This window comes from Pseudomonas sp. P4_C8 (genome assembly GCF_056401975.1).
The window spans coordinates 1-18,811 of record NZ_JBFUIH010000010.1 but is presented as its reverse complement, the minus strand read 5'-3'; the positions used below and the strand labels follow the sequence as shown (position 1 = coordinate 18,811).

Below are 18,811 nucleotides of genomic sequence, written 5' to 3'. Positions count from 1 at the left end.
CGACACCGATCCATGTAGGAGTGAGCCTGCTCGCGATAGCGGTGGATCAGTCGGTATTGATATGACTGATCCACCGCTATCGCGAGCAGGCTCACTCCTACAATTAGATTTATTTGAGGCGGATATGGTGGTCAGGGTCCACAGATGCGGTTACCGACTGATAATTGGCCAACGTTGCATGTTGCGTCTGAATCGCATGCTCATGCGTCTCGGTGATGATCACCAAATCCGCCCCTGCCGCTTCCGCTGCCAGAATCCCTACCGTGGCGTCTTCAAAGATCAAACACTCCGTCACCTCAACACCCAACCGTTTCGCCGCCAGTCGATACCCCGCAGGATCCGGTTTACCGGCGCTGACATCTTCGGCCGTCACCATGACATCAGGTTCGGGAATCCCCGCCGCCGCCATCCGGCGCAAGGCCAGTGCTCTTGGTGCAGAGGTCACGATTGCCCATTTACCGGCCGGCAAGGCCTGAAGGAAAGCCGCCGCACCACGAACCTCGACTACGCCTTCCACGTCCTCGATTTCCGCCTGGGTAATCCACGCCGCTTCAGATTCGGCATCACCCCCCGGCAACCCCTGGCGATTGACCGTATCAATGGCGCGCACGCCGTGAATGGTCGGCAGGAAGGACGCGACATCCACCCCGTGGCGCAAGGCCCAGATCGTCCAGATCCGCTCGGCGGCGGCGATGGAGTTGAGGACAGTGCCGTCCATATCGAACAGGAAGGCGCGGTAAGGAGTGTTGAAAACGGATGGATGAGCAGACAAGGATCAGCTTCCTTTCGCAAGGGCCAGGCAGGTAAGCCAGCAATGTAGCATTTACTTGCGAGACGGGCTCAGGAGGCGCAATAGCGCTTCAGCTGACGGGCTTGGACTTCAAGGCGCCTTCGACACAGTCCAGCAATTGGCCGAGCGCCCAGGGCTTTTTGATAAACGAGACTGAATGCCTCACGCCGGAGCTTTGTGGTGTTTCGAAACCGGACATGATCATGATCGGCTTGTCTGGCCAGCGGTCGCCAAACTGATTGGCGAGGTCAGCGCCATTGAGCGTGCCCGGCATGCTGATGTCGGTGAGCAACAGACGGACATTGTCGGAGTGCTGCTCCAGGTACGCTGAAGCGGCATCCGCGCTAGTCTGTGACTTAACCACGAACCCTTCTTCCTGGAGGATTTCGCAGAGAAATTCCAGGATCAACGGATCGTCTTCGACCACAAGAATCAACCCGCCAGAAACGTTCGTGCCTGCCGTCGATACTGGCCCCATGATTTTGCCACTCCCTGAATACACCCATGATTTTCGCGCGCTAAATCCGCTCTCTATCAATTATGAGCAGCAGTCTTGGCGGAAATTCATTTTTGATACTCAGAGGCGACGAAATCAGGCGTCCTGCAAAATCAGATCGGCGCCCTTCTCTGCCACCATCAACACCGCCGCGTGGGTATTGCCGGACGTCACGTTAGGGAAAATCGATGCATCGACAATGCGCAATCCTTCCAGCCCATGGACTTTCAATCGTTTGTCGACCACAGACTTCTGCTCGTCCGCCCCCATCGCGCAGGAACCGCACAGGTGGTAGATCGAACCGCTGTTTTCGCGGAAATATTGCAACATCTGTTCGTCGGTTTCGACGACTGGCCCCGGCAATACCTCTTCAACCGTGATGCGCTTGAGCGCCGGTGCCTGCATGATTTTGCGCATCAAGCGGCTGCCCTGGATGACCTCGTCGATGTCTTTTTGCGTGCTCAGGTAGTTCGGGTCGATCCTTGCTGCGTCCCGCGGGTTTTTCGAAGCGATCTCGATGTGCCCGCGACTGGTCGGCCGGCACGGGTTGAAGCACAACAGAAAGCCTGAGTACGGCTCCGGCTTGAGGCTGGCCTTATTGTTTTTCGGGATCTGGTACGACAGCGGGTTGAAGTACAGCTGCAAGTTCGGGTGGGTCTGCTGCTCATTGCCACGGAAAAATCCGCCGGCCTGATTGACACTCATCGCCAGCGCGCCCTTGCGGGTGAACAGGTATTTCAGACCGAGTTTGAACTGACCGAACAATGAACTCAGTTGATCGTTGAGCGTCGGGATATTGGCCTTGTAGTAGTAACTGGCGCACAGGTGATCCTGCAGGTTTTGCCCCACCGCCGGCAGATGCTTGACCATCGGGATCTTGTGTTTGGCCAGCAGCGCCTGATCCGCGACACCGGACAGTTGCAGGATCTTCGGCGTGTCTACTGCACCGGCGCAAAGGATGATTTCCTTGTTGGCGGTGAAGGTTCGCACCACGCCGTGCTGGGTGATGGAAATCCCGGTTGCGCGGTCGTTATCGAACAACACGCGATCCACCAGGGCGAAATGCTCAACGGTCAGGTTCGACCGAGACAGCGCCGGGTGCAGATGCGCAAAGCTGCTGGAACAACGTTGGCCATTTTTGGTGTTGACGTCATAGATGCCCGAGCCTTCGAATTTTGGCCCGTTGAAATCGTCGCTGTGCGGATAGCCGAGCTCGTCGCAGCCCTTGAGGAACACATCGCAAATCGGATGGGTCTGGCCCTTCATCGGCGTGATGCTGATCGGGCCGCTGGAGCCGTGGTATTCGCTGTCGCCCAGCGGATGGTTTTCCAGTTTGCGGAAATACGGCAGGACGTCCTTGAAGCCCCATCCTTCGTTGCCGTTGGCCGCCCAATCATCAAAATCGTGGGCTTGGCCGCGGACGTAGATCATCGCGTTGATCGATCCCGAACCGCCCTGCACTTTACCGCGTGGTGCGTAGATTTCGCGGCTGTTCAGCTGCTTTTGTGGCTGGCTGTAATACATCCAGTTGAAGGTCGGGTTGTAATACATTTTGGCGAAGCCGACCGGGATCTTGAACCACAGGGAACTGTCCTTGCCGCCCGCTTCCAGCAGCAACACCGAATGTTTGCCGCTGGCCGAGAGCCGGTTGGCAAGGATGCAGCCTGCGGCGCCAGCGCCAGCGATGATGTAGTCGTATGTCATGCAGGGTTACCGCGTAAGTCGTTGTACAAAATTCGGATGGACGATGCGATCCCCTGTGGGAGCCAGCCTGCTGGCGATGGCGGCCTGACATTCAACATCAATGTCGACTGATCCACCGCTATCGCCAGCAGGCTGGCTCCCACAGGAACCGCGTCAGGCCTGTCAGCCTCTGGCTGGCGATGTGTCTTTGACGTCCGCCGGGGTCGGCGCCATTTGCAGGTGCAGGCGCTCGCCGGTGTACGGCGAATGCTTGCGCACCACGTCCATGTCCAGCTCCACGCCCAGGCCCGGCTCGGTGGACGGGATGATGTAGCCGTCCTCCCATTGCAGCGGCTTGGTCAGGACTTCGGCATGGAACCCGCCCCAGGTCATGATGCTTTCCTGGATCAGGAAGTTCGGCGTGCAGGTCGCCAACTGGAAACTCGCGGCCGCACCAATCGGCCCGTTGTAGAGGTGCGGGGCGATCTGCGCGTAATAGGCTTCGGCCATGCTGGCGATCTTTTTCGCTTCCAGCAGACCACCGCAGCGGGCGACGTTCATCTGCAAAATCGACGCGCCACCGGCCTGCAACAGCTTGAAGAATTCGTACTTGGTGGTCAGTCGCTCGCCCGTGGCAATCGGAATCGAGGTCTTGGCCGCGACCTGCGCCATGGCGTCTTCCTGCCCCGGCGGCACCGGTTCTTCGAACCACAGCGGGTCGTACTTCTCCAGGCGCTTGGCCAGGCGAATCGCCGAGGACGGGACCATTTGCCCGTGGGTGCCGAACAGCAGGTCACATTTGTCGCCCACCGCTTCGCGGATCTTGCGGCAGAAGGTTTCGCAGCGCTCAAGCACTTCCAGGGAGATCTGGTGCCCGGAGTACGCGGTATACGGCCCGGCCGGGTCGAACTTCACGGCGGTGAAGCCTTTGTTCATGTTCTCGATGGCGCACTCGGCCGCCAGGTCCGGGTCGTCGTAGTCGTACTCGCCCTTGCTGTTCACCGGATAGAGATAGGTGTAGGAACGCAGGCGTTCGTGGACCTTGCCGCCCAGCAGTTCATACACCGGCTTGTTCGCCGCTTTGCCGATGATGTCCCAGCAGGCCATTTCCAGACCGCTGACCACACCCATCATGGTCAGGTCCGGACGCTGGGTGAAACCGCTCGAATAGGCCTGGCGGAAGAAGCGTTCGATGTGGTGCGGGTCCTGGTTGAGCAGGTAGCGTTCGAACACGTCTTCGATGATCGGCAACATGGCTTTGGGGCCGAAGGTCGCGGCGTAGATTTCGCCCACACCTTCGATGCCGCAATCGGTTTTGATTTTGACGAACAACCAATACATGCCGCCGATGTGCGGTGGCGGAACGGCGACGATATGGGTTTCTAAGGCGACGATTTTCATCACAGACACCTGCTTATTTCAAAGAAGTCTTGTTCAAAGATTTACGATTGATACGAGCGCGCAAGGTCAGGGCCGCGAAGGTCCCGAGCAGGCCGACGAATGCGATGTAGCTGAAATACAGCTTGTAACCAAAGGCACCCGGGTAATGCTCAGTGAGGTAGCCGTTGATCAAGGGAATGAACGCGTCCGGCAGGTAACCGACCACCGAGACAATGCCAATGGCCAGGCCGGTGATGCGCAGCGGAATGTTGCAGGTGTCGAGGATCGCCCAGTACAAACCACGAATGGCGTAGGTCATCAGGCCGATGAAAATCACCGTGCCGATCAGCAGGCCCATGCTGTTGAGCGCCGGGAACACGACCAGGCCGACCATCGCCAACGTCGCGCAGAACAGCGCCACGATCAGCACCGAGATGTTCGAAAACTTGTCACCGAGCCAACCACCGCCGATCCCGCCAATCGGGCGCATCCACAATTTTAGGGTGGTGATGGTGCCCGCCATGACCGCGGTCATGCCGCCGCCTTGCAGGTAATCGGAGAAGCTGTAGGTGGCCCAGAAGATGTGATAACCGCAGAACACGATGGCCGTCACCAGCCACAACTCAGGGATTTTCACCAGGGTGGCCAGGTCGCTGAGCAGGTTGTACTTGCCCTTCTCCACCGGCGCGGTGTCGTCCATCGACTTTGGGTCTTTGATCAACACCAGCACGCAACCGATGGCGATGCAAGTAAAGGCATAGAGATAGACGACGTGTTTGAAGCCCTCTGCCGCCGACTCGCCACGAGTTTCGGTGGCGAAGGCAAACAGGGCCAGTGCGACAGTGGCCAGCAACGCTTCGACCAGGCCGCGACCGCCATCGAGGATGCCAAAGAACCGACCCTGTTCAGTGTGATGCGCAATCATTTTTACGCGCTTGAGTACCGAAGCCCAGAACGTCAGGCCGGTGGTCAGGCCCCAGCAACCGAAGATGATCATCAACCCGGTCATCGACGGCGCGGTGGAGTACCACAGGCCCAAGGCACCGGTGGCGACCAGCGAGAAGAAAATCAAAAAGCGTGGGGCGATGCGGTCAGCCAGCCAGCCGCTAGGCAAGTAGCTGAGGAGGAAAATCGTACCGAGCATCGAGTACAGATAACCCAGCTCGCTGTGGCTGATCTGGAACACGTCGAGCATGGTGGTCTGGTAGACCTGACGCAGGTACAGGATCGGGTAGATCGCACCGGCGGCCAGTACCAATAGCATCAATTGGAAATAGCGACTTCCCTTGTCACTGTGGCTTATTGAACCCGCGTTCGAACCCTGAACAGCGGCAGCAGTGGATGCATGCTTGGACATCTAGGTGACCTCTGGCTGCCCGGTGGTCCGGGCAGCCCTGTTAATTGTTTTTATGGGTGCTGCGTGAAGCGTGTGCCTGGTGGATCAGTACTTCATGACCACGAGACGGGTCTGGGTGAATTCGAGCATGCCGTGCTTGCCGTCATCGCCGCCCAGCCCTGAACGTTTCCAGCCGGCGTGGAAGCCCTGATACGGGTCGGCCGGGGTGCGATTGACGTACAGCTCGCCGGCTTCAATGGCGTTGGCGACTTTCATCGTGGTGCGGTAGTTCTCGGTGTACAGCACCGAGGACAGGCCGAACTGATGGTCGTTGGCCATTGCCAGGGCTTCGTCGATGTCGCCGTACTTGAGCACCGGCAACACCGGGCCGAAGATCTCTTCCTGGATGATTTCCATGTCCTGACGGCAGCCGCTGAGCAGGGTCGGCGGGTAGAAATGACCTTTGCCTTGTGGGATAAAACCACCGGTTTCCAGGACCGCGCCGTCCGCGATGGCGCGTTCGACCATGGCGTGAATGTTCTGTTGCGAACTGGCGTTGACCAACGGCCCCATCTGGCTGGCGTCGGTGGCGCGGTCGCCAAACTTCACGGCGCTGATTTTCGATTTCAGCAGCGCGAGGAATTGGTCGTAGACACTTTCCTGCACGTAGACCCGCTCCACGGCCGTGCACAACTGACCGCAGTGGGTGGTCTTCGAGGCGACGATGGCGCTAGCGGCCGCTTCAAGATCGGCATCCGCTTCGATGATCGCCGGGGTTTTGCCGCCCAGCTCGAGCGATGGCTTGGCAATGTTGGCCTTGCAGTAATCGAGCACGATGCGCCCGGCGTTGACGCTGCCGGTCAGGGTGATCAGGCCGACCGCCTTATGAGTGCAAACGGCGGCGGCAGTCGCGTGGTCCATGGTCAGGATGTTCACCACCCCGGCCGGCAATCCGGATTGCTGCACGGCCTTGGCGATTTCAAACGCCGAGGTCGGTGTGTTGTTGCTTGGGCGCACCACCACGGTGTTGCCGGCAATCAGCGCCGGGGCGATTTTGCGCAGCAGTGTATAGACCGGGTAGTTGAACGGAATCAGGCAGGCAACCACACCAATTGCCTCGCGGTGCAGAAACAGGTTTTCGTTCGGGGAGTCGCTGGGAATGATCTCGCCTTCAATGCGGCGTGCCCACTCGGCGTGATAACGGGTGATCTGCGCGGCGTAACGGGCTTCGTTGCTGGCATCGGCAACGCTTTTGCCGGATTCGGCGGCCAGGGCAGCACCGATGTTTTCAGCGCAGGCATCCAGGGCATCGGCGAAGGAGCGCAGGTGTTCGGCGCGCTCGATGCTGGTGAGTTTGCCCCAGACCTTTTGCGCGGCGGCAGCGGCTTCGACCGCATTGACCGCCTCCACAGCAGTGGCCGCCGAGACGTGGCCAACCAGTGCTTCGGTCGCAGGATTATAGACTGCGATCAGCGCGTCGCTGGCAGGTTCGATGAATTGGCCGTTAACAAAATTTCGCTCGAGTCGCATGTGCATCGCCCATCGTTGTTTTTATCCAGTTCGACCAGTCTTGGCATCCCGAGCGAGTTGAACAAACGATTTATTGAGCGGGCAAACATTCGAAAAATGCAGGTTACCCCCAAAGCAATGGGATTTACTGTAGGAGTGAGCCTGCTCGCGATAGCGGTGTATCAGCCGACAACTTCATCGCCTGACACTACGCTATCGCCGGCAAGCCGGTCTCACTCCTACAGGGGATCTGTGTGGATTAGAGGGCGGCGGTTGAGGGTTCGAGTTGTCTTTGTGCCAACCAGATTTCTTCCTGCAACCACTGACTGAACACCTGCAATTGCGGCATCAGGGTCTGCTCCGGCCGGGTCACCAGCCAGTAGGACTGGTGCCCATCCACGTGCACGTTGAGCACCTGAGTCAACTGCCCGCTGGCCAGTTCCGGGGCGACCATGTGCCAGTCGGCGATGGTAATGCCCAGGCCGTCGATGGCCGCGCGAATCGCCAGGTCCAGCAAGTCGAATTCATAGCCGCCCTGGGTGTCGACCCCGGTGATGCGTGCGGCGTCCAGCCAATGTTTCCAGGTCAGGTAGCGCTGGTCTTCACGGGCCAGCACATGCAGCAATGTCAGGCGATTGAGGTCAATGCCCTGCTCGCTCCACTCCCGCGCATACAAGGTCGGGGAGCACACGGCGATGTGCCGCTCCTGGATCAGCATCGAGCTGTTCAGGCCATCCCATTCGCCATCGCCGAAACGGATCGCACAATCGAGGGTGCTGGTTTCCGCCAGGCTATCCTGCAAACGCGTGGTAATGCTCAACTCCAACTCAGGATGTTTTTCCCGCAAGCGCCCCAGGCGCGGCATCAGCCAGCGATTGGTAAAGGTCGGCGGTGCGTTGATGTGCAGGCGATTGGAATGGGTTTTCTGTTGGATGCTGCGCACCGTCAGCTCGATCTTGTCAAAGGATTGATGCAGCGCCCGCAACAACACTTTCCCGGCGCTGGTCAGTTCCAGGTGATGGTGGCGGCGCTCCAGCAGGCTCTCACCGAGCTGTTCTTCCAGCTGACGCACCTGGCGACTGACCGCGCTCTGGGTCACGTTCAACAACTCGGCGGCGCGGGTAAAACTACCGGTGCTGCCGGCCACTTCAAACGCCTTGAGGGCATTAAGACCGGGCATTTTGCGTTTCATGTAAAGCACTCGAAAGCGGTATCTGATCGGCCAAGCATCCCACGACCGCCAGAAATTGTCCTACAGGATTTTCTCAGTAACATGCATCTGAGGAAGGTTTCTGCACATTTTTTATCGTTTGTTCAACACACCATTGATCGCAAGACTGGCCGGCATCTCATATAAAAATAACCGAGAGTTGCCCATGCCCTTCCCTGCTTCTCTGCGCCTTAGTCCGTTGCACATCGCTCTGCTCTGCACCTTTGCGGCCCCTGCCATGGCCGTGCAAGTGACCGACAACCTCGACCTCGGCGGCGCGGTTCGTGTGCGCTGGGACTATGACCCCGACCGTGACATTCAGAAACTAAATTTCGACACGGCCTTCCTCTCGGCCAAGTACAACTCCGACACCTGGATCGGCGCGGCCAAGTACCGTTTTTACGGTCGAGCCTACCCGTATCAGTACACCGATAAAGTCGGTGACGTCCAATTCGCCGAGACGGCGTGGATCGGCTACAAGTTCAACCCGGACCAACAGGTCCAGGTCGGCCTGAACCAGGTGCCTTTCGGTTTGCAGCCGTATTTTGGCAGCACCTTCTTCGAAACCCTGGGCAACGTCATCGGTGTGGAAGACCTGTCAGAAGTCGGCACCAAGTACATCCAGCAAATCGGCGACTGGAACATCCAGACCGGTTACTACCTGCGCCCGGCGTGGCAAGGCAAAGGCACCAGCAACGGCGCCACCTACTCCAGCGTTGTCTCCGAAGCCGACAGTTACGTCACCGACGGCAGCAACAACCAGGAACGCCACGCCGTAGCGCTACGGGTGGCCAAAGCCCTGGATCTGGGACCGTGGAAATCGGAAATTGGCCTCTCCGGCCTGACGTCATCCCTTCAAAACCAGGACACCGATGACAACGGCCGGCGTAATGCCGCAGCCGTGCATTACATGGGCAAAAACGGCCCATGGGGCGTGCAGTTGCAGGCCGCGCGACAAGAGATGTCGCCGCGCAACCCTGGCACCGATGAACTGGTCACTTTCGGCGGTTATGACGGCACGTACAACGTCGCCAGTCGCGGCAACCTGTACGTGGCAGATCTCAGTTACGACGTGACCGGCAAATACCTGTTCGATCAGGTCAGCGGGGTCAAGGTGTACGCCAACTACAGCGCCTTCGACAAATCCGAAAGCGGGTTCAAGACCTCTGAACGGATGATCGTGGGCAGCTCGTTTTCAGTGAGCAAATTGTGGGTCGCTACGGAATGGTTGTTTGGCAAAAACGATCCGTACATTGGGGGTAGCAGCTATACCCAGAGTCTGGGGGCTGGCGGGAGTGATCAGTGGGAGAATCAGGTGTATATGAACGTCGGGTATTACTTCTGATCCAGCATTTTTAGCGTCTTTGAGGACGCCTTCGCGGGCAAGCCCGCTCCTACAGTGATTTGCGGCGCACACTAAACCTGTAGGAGCGGGCTTGCCCGCGAAGGCGTCAGTGCAGACAACACTTGCATCAGCCCGTTGCCAATAGTCAGATAGGTACTCATAACCATACCGATAAAAACAATAGCCCGGCCCGACGCAACACCGGAGACCGGTACGGAGCCCTCCTTCGATGCGTCAACTGCCCTCGCTCAATATGCTGCGCGTCTTCGAAGAGGTCGCGCGCCATCGCAGTTTCAGCCAGGCGGCGCTGGCCCTGAACGTCACTCAAGGGGCGGTCAGTCGACAGATCAAGCAACTGGAAGACTACCTTGGTGTCGCGCTGTTCGTGCGCACGCCCCAGGGCTTGTCGCTGACCGAATCCGGCATCGCCCTCTCCCCGCACCTGGCGCAAGCCTTTGACCACATTGAACGTGCCCTGCAAGCCGTGCGCGTGCCCAACCTGCGCCAGCGCCTGAGAATCCTCGCGCCGCCGACCTGGGCGACACGCTGGTTGTCCGCGCATTTGCGCGTGTTCTGCCAGCGCTATCCTGACATCAGCCTGAGCGTGACCAACCAGGCCGGCCACGACAGCCTCGCCGAGATCGATTGCCACATCCGCTTCGGTCTCGAAGCCGCCAGCCATTGCAGCAGTCAATTGCTGGTGATGGAGCGGCACATCGCCGTGGCCAGTCCGGAGTTGTTTAGCGAGGGGCAACCGCCGGATCTGCGGAAGTTTCCTTTGCTGCACATCCTGCACGATGGCAAACGCTTGAAGGTCTGGGAAAACTGGCTGGCAGCGACGGGACGGGACGATGTCGATGCGGAGCAAGGACTGGAATTCAGCACGCTGGATCAGGTGATTCACACCGCGCTCGCCGGTGGTGGGCTGGCGGTGATTGATCGGCAGATGATCGAGAAAGAGTTGGCCAATGGCAGCCTGCTGCCGATTACCCCGGTGGAAGTGATCGGGCCGTATGGCTATTGGCTGGATGTGGCGAATGACAAACAGGGGTTGTCGAAGGTGCGGTTGTTTACGGATTGGTTGGGGTTGGTCAGTAATCCCTGAGCCCCCCATACCACTGTGGGAGCGAGCCTGCTCGCGATGGCGGCGGATCAGTCAATATTGATGTCGACTGACACTCCGTCATCGCGAGCAGGCTCACTCCCACATTTGGATCTTTATCAGGTCCTTAGATCTGCGCAGCCACTTTCACCACCGCCGCTGCACCACCCTCCACCGGGCTCTGCGCCTTGCCTGCCTGGCTCAGGGTCAGGGATTTGGTCTCAGGAGCCCACGCCCAGGAAATCAAGGCCCCGAACGCGAGAACCCCGGCCAGAATGGCCATTGTCGGACTCATGCCGATCCCGGCCACGCTCAGCGGCAGTAGAAAGGTACTTACCGCCGAACCCAGACGGCTGACCGCCGTGGCCAGGCCGATACCGCTGGCGCGCACTTCCGTCGGGAAGCTCTCGGCCGGGAACACCCCCACCAGATTGCTCACCGCCGACAGCACCAAGGTGAACACCCCAAACACCAACACCATCAGCCAGGCCGCACTGCTCGGCAACACCGCCAGCAGGAACAACGCCACCGCCAGAATGATGAACGAGTTGATCAGGAAGCCGCGACGGGAAAACTTTACCGTGCACCAAATGCCGATCAGTGCGCCGAGAATCAACAGCAGGTTGAGCATCATCTCAGTGCCGAAGCCTTCGGCCAGTCCCATTTTCTGCAGAATCGTCGGCAGGAAGGTGTAAATCGCAAAATACGGCATGACGATGCAGACGAAGAACAGGCAGTTGAACGCCGTGCGCTTGCGATATTCACGGCTGAACAGCACGGCATAACCGGAGCGGGTTTCGGTGGAGCGGGTTTCGTCGAGTTCGACATTATCACCCAGGAATTTTTTGACGACTGCTCGCGCCTCGGCGATACGGCCCTGATTGACCAGCCAGCGCGGCGATTCCGGCGTGCCAATGCGGGCAATCAAAATCACCACCGCCGGGATCGCCGAGGATGCCAGCATCCAGCGCCAGGCATCGTCGCCCAGGCTGAGCATCGCCGTCCCGATGAAGGTCGCGGCAACATAGCCGCAAGTCCAGACGACACTGAACGAGCCGAGCAATATCCCACGGTGCTTTCTCGGCGCAAACTCGGCCAACATGGCATGTCCAACGCTATAGTCGCCGCCCAGGCCGATACCGATCAGGATCCGACACAGCACCAGGCCAATGGCCGTTTCGACATAAAACTGCATGACCGACGCCACAGCGATCAGCAGGAAACTGACCAGGAAAATTTTCTGTCGACCAACGCGATCGGAAAACCAGCCAAAAAACAGACTCCCCAGGAACAGGCCGATCAGTGCCGATGCACCGATCAGGCCCTGCCAGAACGCATCGAGCTGCATTTGCGGATTGAGCAGCGTCAAGGCGATACCGATCAGGCCCAGGATATAGCCATCGGTGAAGTGGGCACCGAAGGTCAGCCCGGCGATCTTGATATGAAATCGACCAATGGGCAGGTCATCGATATGTACCGATTTAACGGACATATAACTCTCCAATTGTTGTTATTGACGGAGAAATGAAATCAATCGTTTCAACTGTGGGAGCGAGCTGGCTCCCACAGGGTTTTTGGGAGGTTACAGACCACCCATCAACAAGTATTTGATTTCCAGATAGTCATCCAGACCGTACTTCGAACCCTCGCGACCGAGGCCCGATTCCTTGATGCCGCCGAACGGCGCCACTTCCGTGGAAATGATCCCTTCGTTGATGCCGACCATGCCCGCTTCCAGGCCTTCGGCCATGCGCCATACGCGACCGATGTCGCGGCTGTAGAAGTAAGCCGACAAACCAAACGGCGTGTCGTTGGCCTTTTGCAGCACTTCGGCTTCGTCCTTGAAACGGAAGCAGGCTGCCACCGGGCCGAAGGTTTCTTCCTGCGCGATCAGCATTTCGCTGCTGGCTTCGGCGAGGATGGTCGGCTGGTAAAACGTACCGCCGAGCGCATGACGACGACCACCGCACAACAGCTTGGCGCCCTTCTCCAGCGCATCGTCGACGTGCAGTTCGACCTTGGCCAGCGCCGCTGCGTTGATCAATGGGCCTTGCTCGGTTTCGCCGTCCAGCGCACTGCCCACGCGCATCGCCGCAACGGCTTCCGCGAGTTTGCCGGTGAAGGCTTCGTAGACGCCGTCCTGAATGAAGAAACGGTTAACACAGACGCAGGTCTGCCCGGTGTTGCGGAACTTCGAGGCCATCGCGCCTTTGACCGCAGCGTCCAGATCAGCGTCGTCGAAGACAATGAACGGCGCGTTGCCACCCAGTTCCAGCGAGACCTTTTTCAGCGTGTCCGCCGCCTGGCGCATCAGCAATTTGCCAGTGCGCGTGGAGCCGGTGAACGACAGTTTGCGCACAATGCTGGACGCTTGCAGCGCACCACCAATCGCGACCGCATCGCCAGACACAATGTTGAACACACCCGCCGGAATACCGGCCTGCTCTGCCAACACCGCCAGTGCAAAGGCCGACAGCGGCGTTTCTTCCGAAGGCTTGAGGATCATCGTGCAACCGGCGGCCAATGCCGGGCCGACCTTGCGCGTGACCATGGCCAAAGGGAAATTCCACGGGGTGATCGCGGCGACCACGCCAATGGCTTCCTTGACCACGATGATCCGTGCATCAGCCTTGTGGCTCGGAATCACGTCGCCGTAAGCGCGCTTGGCTTCTTCAGCAAACCACTCCAGAAAACTCGCGGCATAGACCACCTCACCCATGGCTTCGGCCAACGGCTTGCCTTGTTCGCGGCTGAGCAGGGTCGCCAGATCCTTCTGGTTGCTCAGCATCAACTCGCTCCAGCGCTTGAGCTTCTGGCTGCGTTCCTTGGCGGTGAGCTTGCGCCACGCCGGTAACGCTCGGTTGGCGGCGTCAATGGCCAGGCGGGTCTCTTGGGCTCCGGCCTTTTGTACTTCGGTGATCAACTCGCCGTTGGCCGGGTTGAATACCGAGTAGCTCGGACCACCGGACGACCATTGACCGTCGATGAAATTGCCAGTGCGGATCAGCGCGCTCATGCGACAGCCTCGGTGAGGGTGAAGCGTTCCAGACCCGGACGTGCCGAACGCAAAATTCGTTTGCCGGCGGTGTAATCGTTGATCACGTCGCACGGGGTGTAATTGCGTTCCAGCTCGTGCAGTTCTTCAGCGTCGAGCTGGGTGTCCAGCGCGGCCAGCGCACTGTCGAATTGCTCGGTGGTGTCTGCGCCCACCAACATGCAATCCACACCCGGATGGTTGGCCACCCAAGCCTGGGCGATTTGCGCATTCGAAACGCCACGGGCGCGGGCCACGCGTTGCACCGAATGAGCGATTTCGAACGAGGCTTCGTCGCTGTACATCTGCTGAGTAAAAAAATCGGTCTGGTTGCGCGTCGACTGCACATCGCCGGTCAACAATCCGCGGGCCAGCGGGCTGAACACCGAGACGCCCAGGCCTTGATCACGACAGAACGGGATCATCTCGCGCTCTTCTTCGCGGTAGGCGCAGTTCAATTGCAGCTGCATGTTGATCGGCTTGACCCAACCGTTGCGCTCGCAAGCCATGAGAATCTTCGCCAATTGCCCGGTGAGCATGGTCGAGACGCCGATGTAGCGCGCTTTGCCGGAGCGCACGATGTCGTTCATCGCGCTCATGGTTTCTTCGACCGGCGTGTTCACATCGAAGTAATGCAGCATGAACACATCGACGTAGTCCATGTTAAGGCGCTTCAGCGAGGCGTCGATGCTGTCCATGATGTGCTTGCGCGAATGGCCGCTGGCGTTGATCCCGATGCGGGTGCCGTAACCGACTTTGGTGGTGATCACCAGGTCTTCGCGACGGACCAGGCGCTTGACGATGCGCCCCACCACTTCTTCGCCGACACCGGCGGAATAGAAGTCCGCCAGGTCGATGAAGTTGACGCCGTTGTCCAGCGCGTGCGCGACGATCGGCTCGCTTTTCTTCTCATCGAAGATCCACGGCTTCCAGTCCGGGGTGCCCATGTTCATTGTGCCAAGGCACAGGCGGGAGACTTGCAGGCCGGAGTTGCCCAAACGAATGTATTGCATGGCGCGGACCTCAGGCTTTTGGCGTGTAGAAAGGGTTGCTGATGTGATTGACCACATCCGCCAGTTGCGCGGTTTCCGGCTTGCCGGTCAGCGCGGCACGAATCGCCGTGCGGCAGGCGTTGTAGTTGTTCAGGTAGACCGCATCGAGGTCATCGCAGGCCGGGTTGACCCAGTTGGCGGTGACGATGGCCCATTCGTCTTCGGCTTCCGGCGGCAAGGTGCCGTCCAGCAGCGCTTCAAGCACGGCCTTGGCGATACCGGCCTGGGACGCGCCCCAGGTGGCGTTGCCGTGCAGGTCGCTGCTGATCGCCGCTTTGTTGACATAAAGGGTCATTGGCTTGACCGGAATGTTTGGCTGGGCGATCACCATGAATGGGCAGTGCCCCTGGCTTGGGGACGCCAGGCTGTTGGCAAACGCCTGGCCGGCCGGACCGTTGCGCGGGCCGATCAGAATATTGATGTGCGCGGCATTTACGCCCGGGCCTTCGAAACCTTCACCGATGTACAGGTCGAGTTCTTTCATGAGTCGTTACTCTTCAGGGAGTTTGGGTTGATCAGAAGCGCACGCAGGCAGCGGGCCTGGCGTGGCAAATGTCGGGGTTCGAAGAGCGCAGCAGGTCGCTGGCGAAGACGCGGCAGTGATGATGAGTCATGGTTGCAAACGCTCTTTTTTGTTGTTGATGAGCTGGTTTGCGATTTTTTAACACTGGGGGTTTGCGGGGCTGTAACCATTAAAAGTCATGAGGGCATGACTTCAAGTCATACCCTGCACACAGCTATGGGAATGTGGGAACTGTGAAGCTGCAAGAACTGTGGGAGCAGGTTCGCTCCCACAGGGATTGAGTCGTATTGGATTACTGCGACGCGGCGTCCTTCTTCATGGCGTCTTTGCTCATGCTGTCCTTGGACATGGCATCTTTTTTCATGGCGTCCTTGGACATTGCATCCTTGGACATGCTGTCTTTCTTCATCGTGTCTTGGGCCATGGAGTCCTTCTTCATCGTCGCGTCTTTGGACATGGCATCCTTGGACATCGAGTCCTTGCTCATGCTGTCGCTGCTCGTGGTATCGGCGGCAAACACGCTTGCGGCGCCCAGTGCGATGCACATGGACAGTACGGTGGTGGCTAACTTTTTCATGATGAAACTCCTTGAAGCTCAGGTTGCGGACAAGTGAAGTTGCGTGTCAGCTGCCACCGAACCAGTTGTAGCCCTGGTCTTCCCAGAAGCCACCGCTGTAGGTGTTGCTGACGAAAATCGCCTGAATGTGTTTGGGATTCTTGTAGCCAAGCTTGGTGGGCATGCGCAGTTTCATGGGGAAGCCGTACTGGCGCGGCAGCACCGCGCCGTCGTAGGTCAGCGTCAGCAAGGTTTGCGCATGCAGCGCGGTGGCCATGTCGATGCTGGTGTAGTAGTCGTCCGCGCATTTGAAACCGACATATTTGGCATCGGTGTCGGCGCCAACGCGCTTGAGGAAATCACTGAACCGCACGCCACCCCAACGGCCGATCGCGCTCCAGCCTTCGACGCAAATGTGCCGGGTAATCTGTTCGGTCTGCGCCATGGCGCGCAGTTCTTCGAGCCGCCAACTGCGCTTGTCCGCGACCAGGCCGGTGACTTCCAGTCGGTAGCTCTCCTCTTCCACTGTCGGCGCCTCGTCAATGCCGTAGTAGGCGTTGAAAGGGAATGGCCGGGTGATCATCGACTCGGGATAGGTCGGTGCCATGGCGTTGGGGTTGAACAGCCAGCCCTGCACCCGGTCGTTGAAGCGGGACATGGCGGACAGCGCGGTGTCGACGCTTTCGTTGTCGGTGATGTTGCAGCCGGACAACATCGCCACACCGCCGAGGGTCAGGCCACGCAGCAGGAACGAGCGACGCGAGCGGTCGGTGATCTGCGGGGCAAGGATTTTCCGGGCGTCTGTCAGGATCGATGACTTGTCCAGCCCGGTACTTTCGATGCGCTTTTTCATACCTGCTCCTTGCGACCGACGATCATGGCCCACAACGTTTTGGGAACCAGCGCGACCATCACCAGATGCACCGCAACGAAGGCCACCAACAAAGACATCGCGAAGAAATGCACCCGTCGCGCGCCTTCGTAACCCGCCATTAACTCGCGCAGCAGCGGGAACTGGACGGACTTCCACAGCACCAGCCCGGAAACCACCAGTAGCGTGATGTCGACCATCACGAACAGGTACGCCAGCCGTTGCACCTGGTTGTAATGACTCAGGTCGGCATGCCCCAACCGTCCTCGCAACGCTGCCCACAGGTCATGCAAGACACCTTTGGGCGAAACGGGAAAGAAACGGCGTTTCAGACGACCGCTGAACAGGTTGAAGGCCAGATAAATCAAGCCATTGATAGCGAGAAACCACATCGCCGCGAAGTGCCATTGCAGTGCGCCCCCCAGCCAGCCACCGAGCGTGATCGACTTGGGAAAGCTGAAATCGTAAATCGGCGATGCGTTGTAGATTCGCCAACCGCTGGTGACCATGACCAGCACCGCCAGGGCGTTCAGCCAATGGGTCAGCCGTAGCCAGCGCGGATGGCTGCTGACGCGGGGTGAAGCAGATAGCTGCGACATGTCTGGCTCCCGGCAGTTGATCGATGGGGCCGAGTATGTGAGCGGACAGATCGCCAAATCCTCACGTAAAGTTAAATTAAACGTGATAACTCTCGACACGTTGCAACGCGCCTTGCCCCGCAATTGTGGTTAAAATGCCGCCCCCTCAAATTGCCGACCCTGCCCGATGAACCCAGACGCGCTCGCCACCCTCCACACCCATTTGCTGATGGCACTGGCAACGGCCCCCGCAGAAACCCGCCGCTTGTTCCACGGCCGTGGCCGCTGCTGGCCGGGGCTGGAGCAGTTGACCGTCGACTGGCTGCAGGGTGTAGTGCTGGTCGCGCTGTTCAAAGAGCCGGAAGCGTCGCAGCTGGAAGATTTGAAACGACTGTTGATGCAGATCACCCAGTCACACGAGTGGACCCAATCCGGCGCACATACCTTGCTGCTGCAACATCGTTATCTGCTGCAAAGCACCACCGAATGGCTGCTGGGCGAGGTGATCGATGAGATGACCATCACCGAGGGCGGCTTGCGTTATCGCGTGGACCTGGGCCGCAAGCAGAACACCGGCCTGTTTCTCGACATGCGTTACGGCCGCGACTGGGTGCGGGCCAATGCCCAGGGCAAGCGCGTGTTGAACCTGTTTGCCTACACCTGCGGCTTCTCGGTCGCCGCCATCGAGGGTGGCGCCGAGCACGTGGTCAATCTGGACATGTCCAGCCCGGCCCTGAGTCGTGGCCGCGATAATCACCGACTCAACGGGCACGACTTGAGCCAGGTCAGTTTTCTCGGCCATGACCTGTTCAAATCCTGGGGCAAGGTGATTGGCAAGGGGCCTTATGACCTGGTGATCATCGACCCGCCGTCCTTTCAGAAAGGCAGTTTTTTGCTGACCAAGGACTACCAGCGTGTGTTACGCCGGTTGCCGGAACTGCTCAGCCCTGAGGGTACGGTGCTGGCCTGCATGAACGACCCGGCGTTCGGGTCTGACTTCCTCATCGACGGCGTTATGCGTGAGGCACCGAGCCTGCGCTTTGAACAGCGGCTGGAGAATCCGCCGGAGTTTCCGGATGCGGACATTGAGTGTGGCTTGAAGGCACTAGTGTTCAAACTGGGGGATTGAATTCTGCTCTACCTGTAATTGGATGGACTCGCCCACGCCGAGGCGTCAATGCGCCACGGTGGCAGTCTAAGAAGCCAACGGCAGCGAGGGCGAGTCCATGAAAAAGAATACGACGCTTAAACAGTCCCTGTCTTCAACCGATGTGTCGGCCTGTACGACAGTGGCGGTCGATCTTGCCAAGCAGGTCTTTCAGGTCGCAGGCGAAGACGCTCTGGGC

Annotated in this window: 17 protein-coding genes; 3 read left to right on the top strand and 14 right to left on the bottom strand. The window is 59.0% G+C overall.

Annotated elements, in window-relative coordinates; all coding sequences use genetic code 11:
* Nucleotides 1-109: 109 nt before the first annotated feature.
* From AC1DWM_RS08500 to AC1DWM_RS08470, 7 genes are all read right to left on the bottom strand, one after another.
* The gene (locus tag AC1DWM_RS08500; RefSeq protein WP_477795006.1) at nucleotides 110-772 is read right to left on the bottom strand and encodes an HAD-IA family hydrolase; all 663 of its coding nucleotides are present in this window, start codon (nucleotides 770-772) and stop codon (nucleotides 110-112) included.
* Between the two features lie 88 nt (nucleotides 773-860).
* Complete coding sequence (locus tag AC1DWM_RS08495; protein ID WP_223517005.1) at nucleotides 861-1,268, bottom strand: response regulator; 408 nt, start codon at nucleotides 1,266-1,268, stop codon at nucleotides 861-863.
* 114 nt (nucleotides 1,269-1,382) lie between these two features.
* Nucleotides 1,383-2,990: a GMC family oxidoreductase gene (locus tag AC1DWM_RS08490; protein ID WP_223517007.1), complete on the bottom strand. Its 1,608-nt coding sequence runs from the start codon at nucleotides 2,988-2,990 to the stop codon at nucleotides 1,383-1,385.
* A gap of 162 nt (nucleotides 2,991-3,152) precedes the next feature.
* Nucleotides 3,153-4,370 carry a mandelate racemase/muconate lactonizing enzyme family protein gene (locus AC1DWM_RS08485; protein ID WP_477795005.1) on the bottom strand — a complete coding sequence of 406 codons (1,218 nt, stop codon included), beginning with the start codon at nucleotides 4,368-4,370 and terminating at the stop codon, nucleotides 3,153-3,155.
* A 13-nt stretch (nucleotides 4,371-4,383) separates the two neighbouring features.
* Complete coding sequence (locus tag AC1DWM_RS08480; protein ID WP_223517011.1) at nucleotides 4,384-5,706, bottom strand: MFS transporter; 1,323 nt, start codon at nucleotides 5,704-5,706, stop codon at nucleotides 4,384-4,386.
* 84 nt (nucleotides 5,707-5,790) lie between these two features.
* The gene (aldA, locus tag AC1DWM_RS08475; protein WP_223517019.1) at nucleotides 5,791-7,215 is read right to left on the bottom strand and encodes an aldehyde dehydrogenase; all 1,425 of its coding nucleotides are present in this window, start codon (nucleotides 7,213-7,215) and stop codon (nucleotides 5,791-5,793) included.
* A gap of 238 nt (nucleotides 7,216-7,453) precedes the next feature.
* The gene (locus AC1DWM_RS08470) at nucleotides 7,454-8,386 is read right to left on the bottom strand and encodes a LysR substrate-binding domain-containing protein (protein WP_223517013.1); all 933 of its coding nucleotides are present in this window, start codon (nucleotides 8,384-8,386) and stop codon (nucleotides 7,454-7,456) included.
* 184 nt (nucleotides 8,387-8,570) lie between these two features.
* Here AC1DWM_RS08470 and AC1DWM_RS08465 point away from each other — a divergent pair, with 184 nt between their 5' ends.
* Both AC1DWM_RS08465 and AC1DWM_RS08460 read left to right on the top strand, forming a co-directional pair.
* Entirely contained in the window at nucleotides 8,571-9,749 is a 1,179-nt protein-coding gene (locus AC1DWM_RS08465; protein ID WP_477795004.1) for a hypothetical protein, read from the top strand.
* Between the two features lie 229 nt (nucleotides 9,750-9,978).
* Nucleotides 9,979-10,854 carry a LysR substrate-binding domain-containing protein gene (locus tag AC1DWM_RS08460; protein ID WP_477795003.1) on the top strand — a complete coding sequence of 292 codons (876 nt, stop codon included), beginning with the start codon at nucleotides 9,979-9,981 and terminating at the stop codon, nucleotides 10,852-10,854.
* Nucleotides 10,855-10,978: 124 nt separating this feature from the next.
* Here AC1DWM_RS08460 and AC1DWM_RS08455 read toward each other — a convergent pair whose 3' ends face one another.
* From AC1DWM_RS08455 to AC1DWM_RS08425, 7 genes are all read right to left on the bottom strand, one after another.
* Complete coding sequence (locus tag AC1DWM_RS08455) at nucleotides 10,979-12,343, bottom strand: MFS transporter (protein ID WP_477795002.1); 1,365 nt, start codon at nucleotides 12,341-12,343, stop codon at nucleotides 10,979-10,981.
* 90 nt (nucleotides 12,344-12,433) lie between these two features.
* The gene (locus AC1DWM_RS08450) at nucleotides 12,434-13,867 is read right to left on the bottom strand and encodes an NAD-dependent succinate-semialdehyde dehydrogenase (RefSeq protein ID WP_477795001.1); all 1,434 of its coding nucleotides are present in this window, start codon (nucleotides 13,865-13,867) and stop codon (nucleotides 12,434-12,436) included.
* A complete protein-coding gene (locus AC1DWM_RS08445) occupies nucleotides 13,864-14,898 on the bottom strand; it encodes an aldo/keto reductase (protein ID WP_477795000.1) in 1,035 nt (344 codons plus the stop codon). The genes AC1DWM_RS08450 and AC1DWM_RS08445 overlap by 4 nt, the downstream gene beginning before the upstream one ends.
* Nucleotides 14,899-14,908: 10 nt before the next feature.
* On the bottom strand, nucleotides 14,909-15,421 hold the full coding sequence (fae, locus tag AC1DWM_RS08440; protein ID WP_008043405.1) for a formaldehyde-activating enzyme: 513 nt from the start codon (nucleotides 15,419-15,421) through the stop codon (nucleotides 14,909-14,911).
* Nucleotides 15,422-15,752: 331 nt separating this feature from the next.
* Entirely contained in the window at nucleotides 15,753-16,037 is a 285-nt protein-coding gene (locus AC1DWM_RS08435) for a pentapeptide MXKDX repeat protein (protein WP_223515912.1), read from the bottom strand.
* Between the two features lie 46 nt (nucleotides 16,038-16,083).
* Nucleotides 16,084-16,869: a molybdopterin-dependent oxidoreductase gene (locus AC1DWM_RS08430; RefSeq protein WP_223515915.1), complete on the bottom strand. Its 786-nt coding sequence runs from the start codon at nucleotides 16,867-16,869 to the stop codon at nucleotides 16,084-16,086.
* A complete protein-coding gene (locus tag AC1DWM_RS08425) occupies nucleotides 16,866-17,486 on the bottom strand; it encodes a cytochrome b/b6 domain-containing protein (protein ID WP_477794999.1) in 621 nt (206 codons plus the stop codon). The genes AC1DWM_RS08430 and AC1DWM_RS08425 overlap by 4 nt, the downstream gene beginning before the upstream one ends.
* Nucleotides 17,487-17,652: 166 nt before the next feature.
* Here AC1DWM_RS08425 and AC1DWM_RS08420 point away from each other — a divergent pair, with 166 nt between their 5' ends.
* Complete coding sequence (locus tag AC1DWM_RS08420) at nucleotides 17,653-18,594, top strand: class I SAM-dependent methyltransferase (RefSeq protein ID WP_223515921.1); 942 nt, start codon at nucleotides 17,653-17,655, stop codon at nucleotides 18,592-18,594.
* The last annotated feature ends 217 nt before the right edge of the window (nucleotides 18,595-18,811 follow it).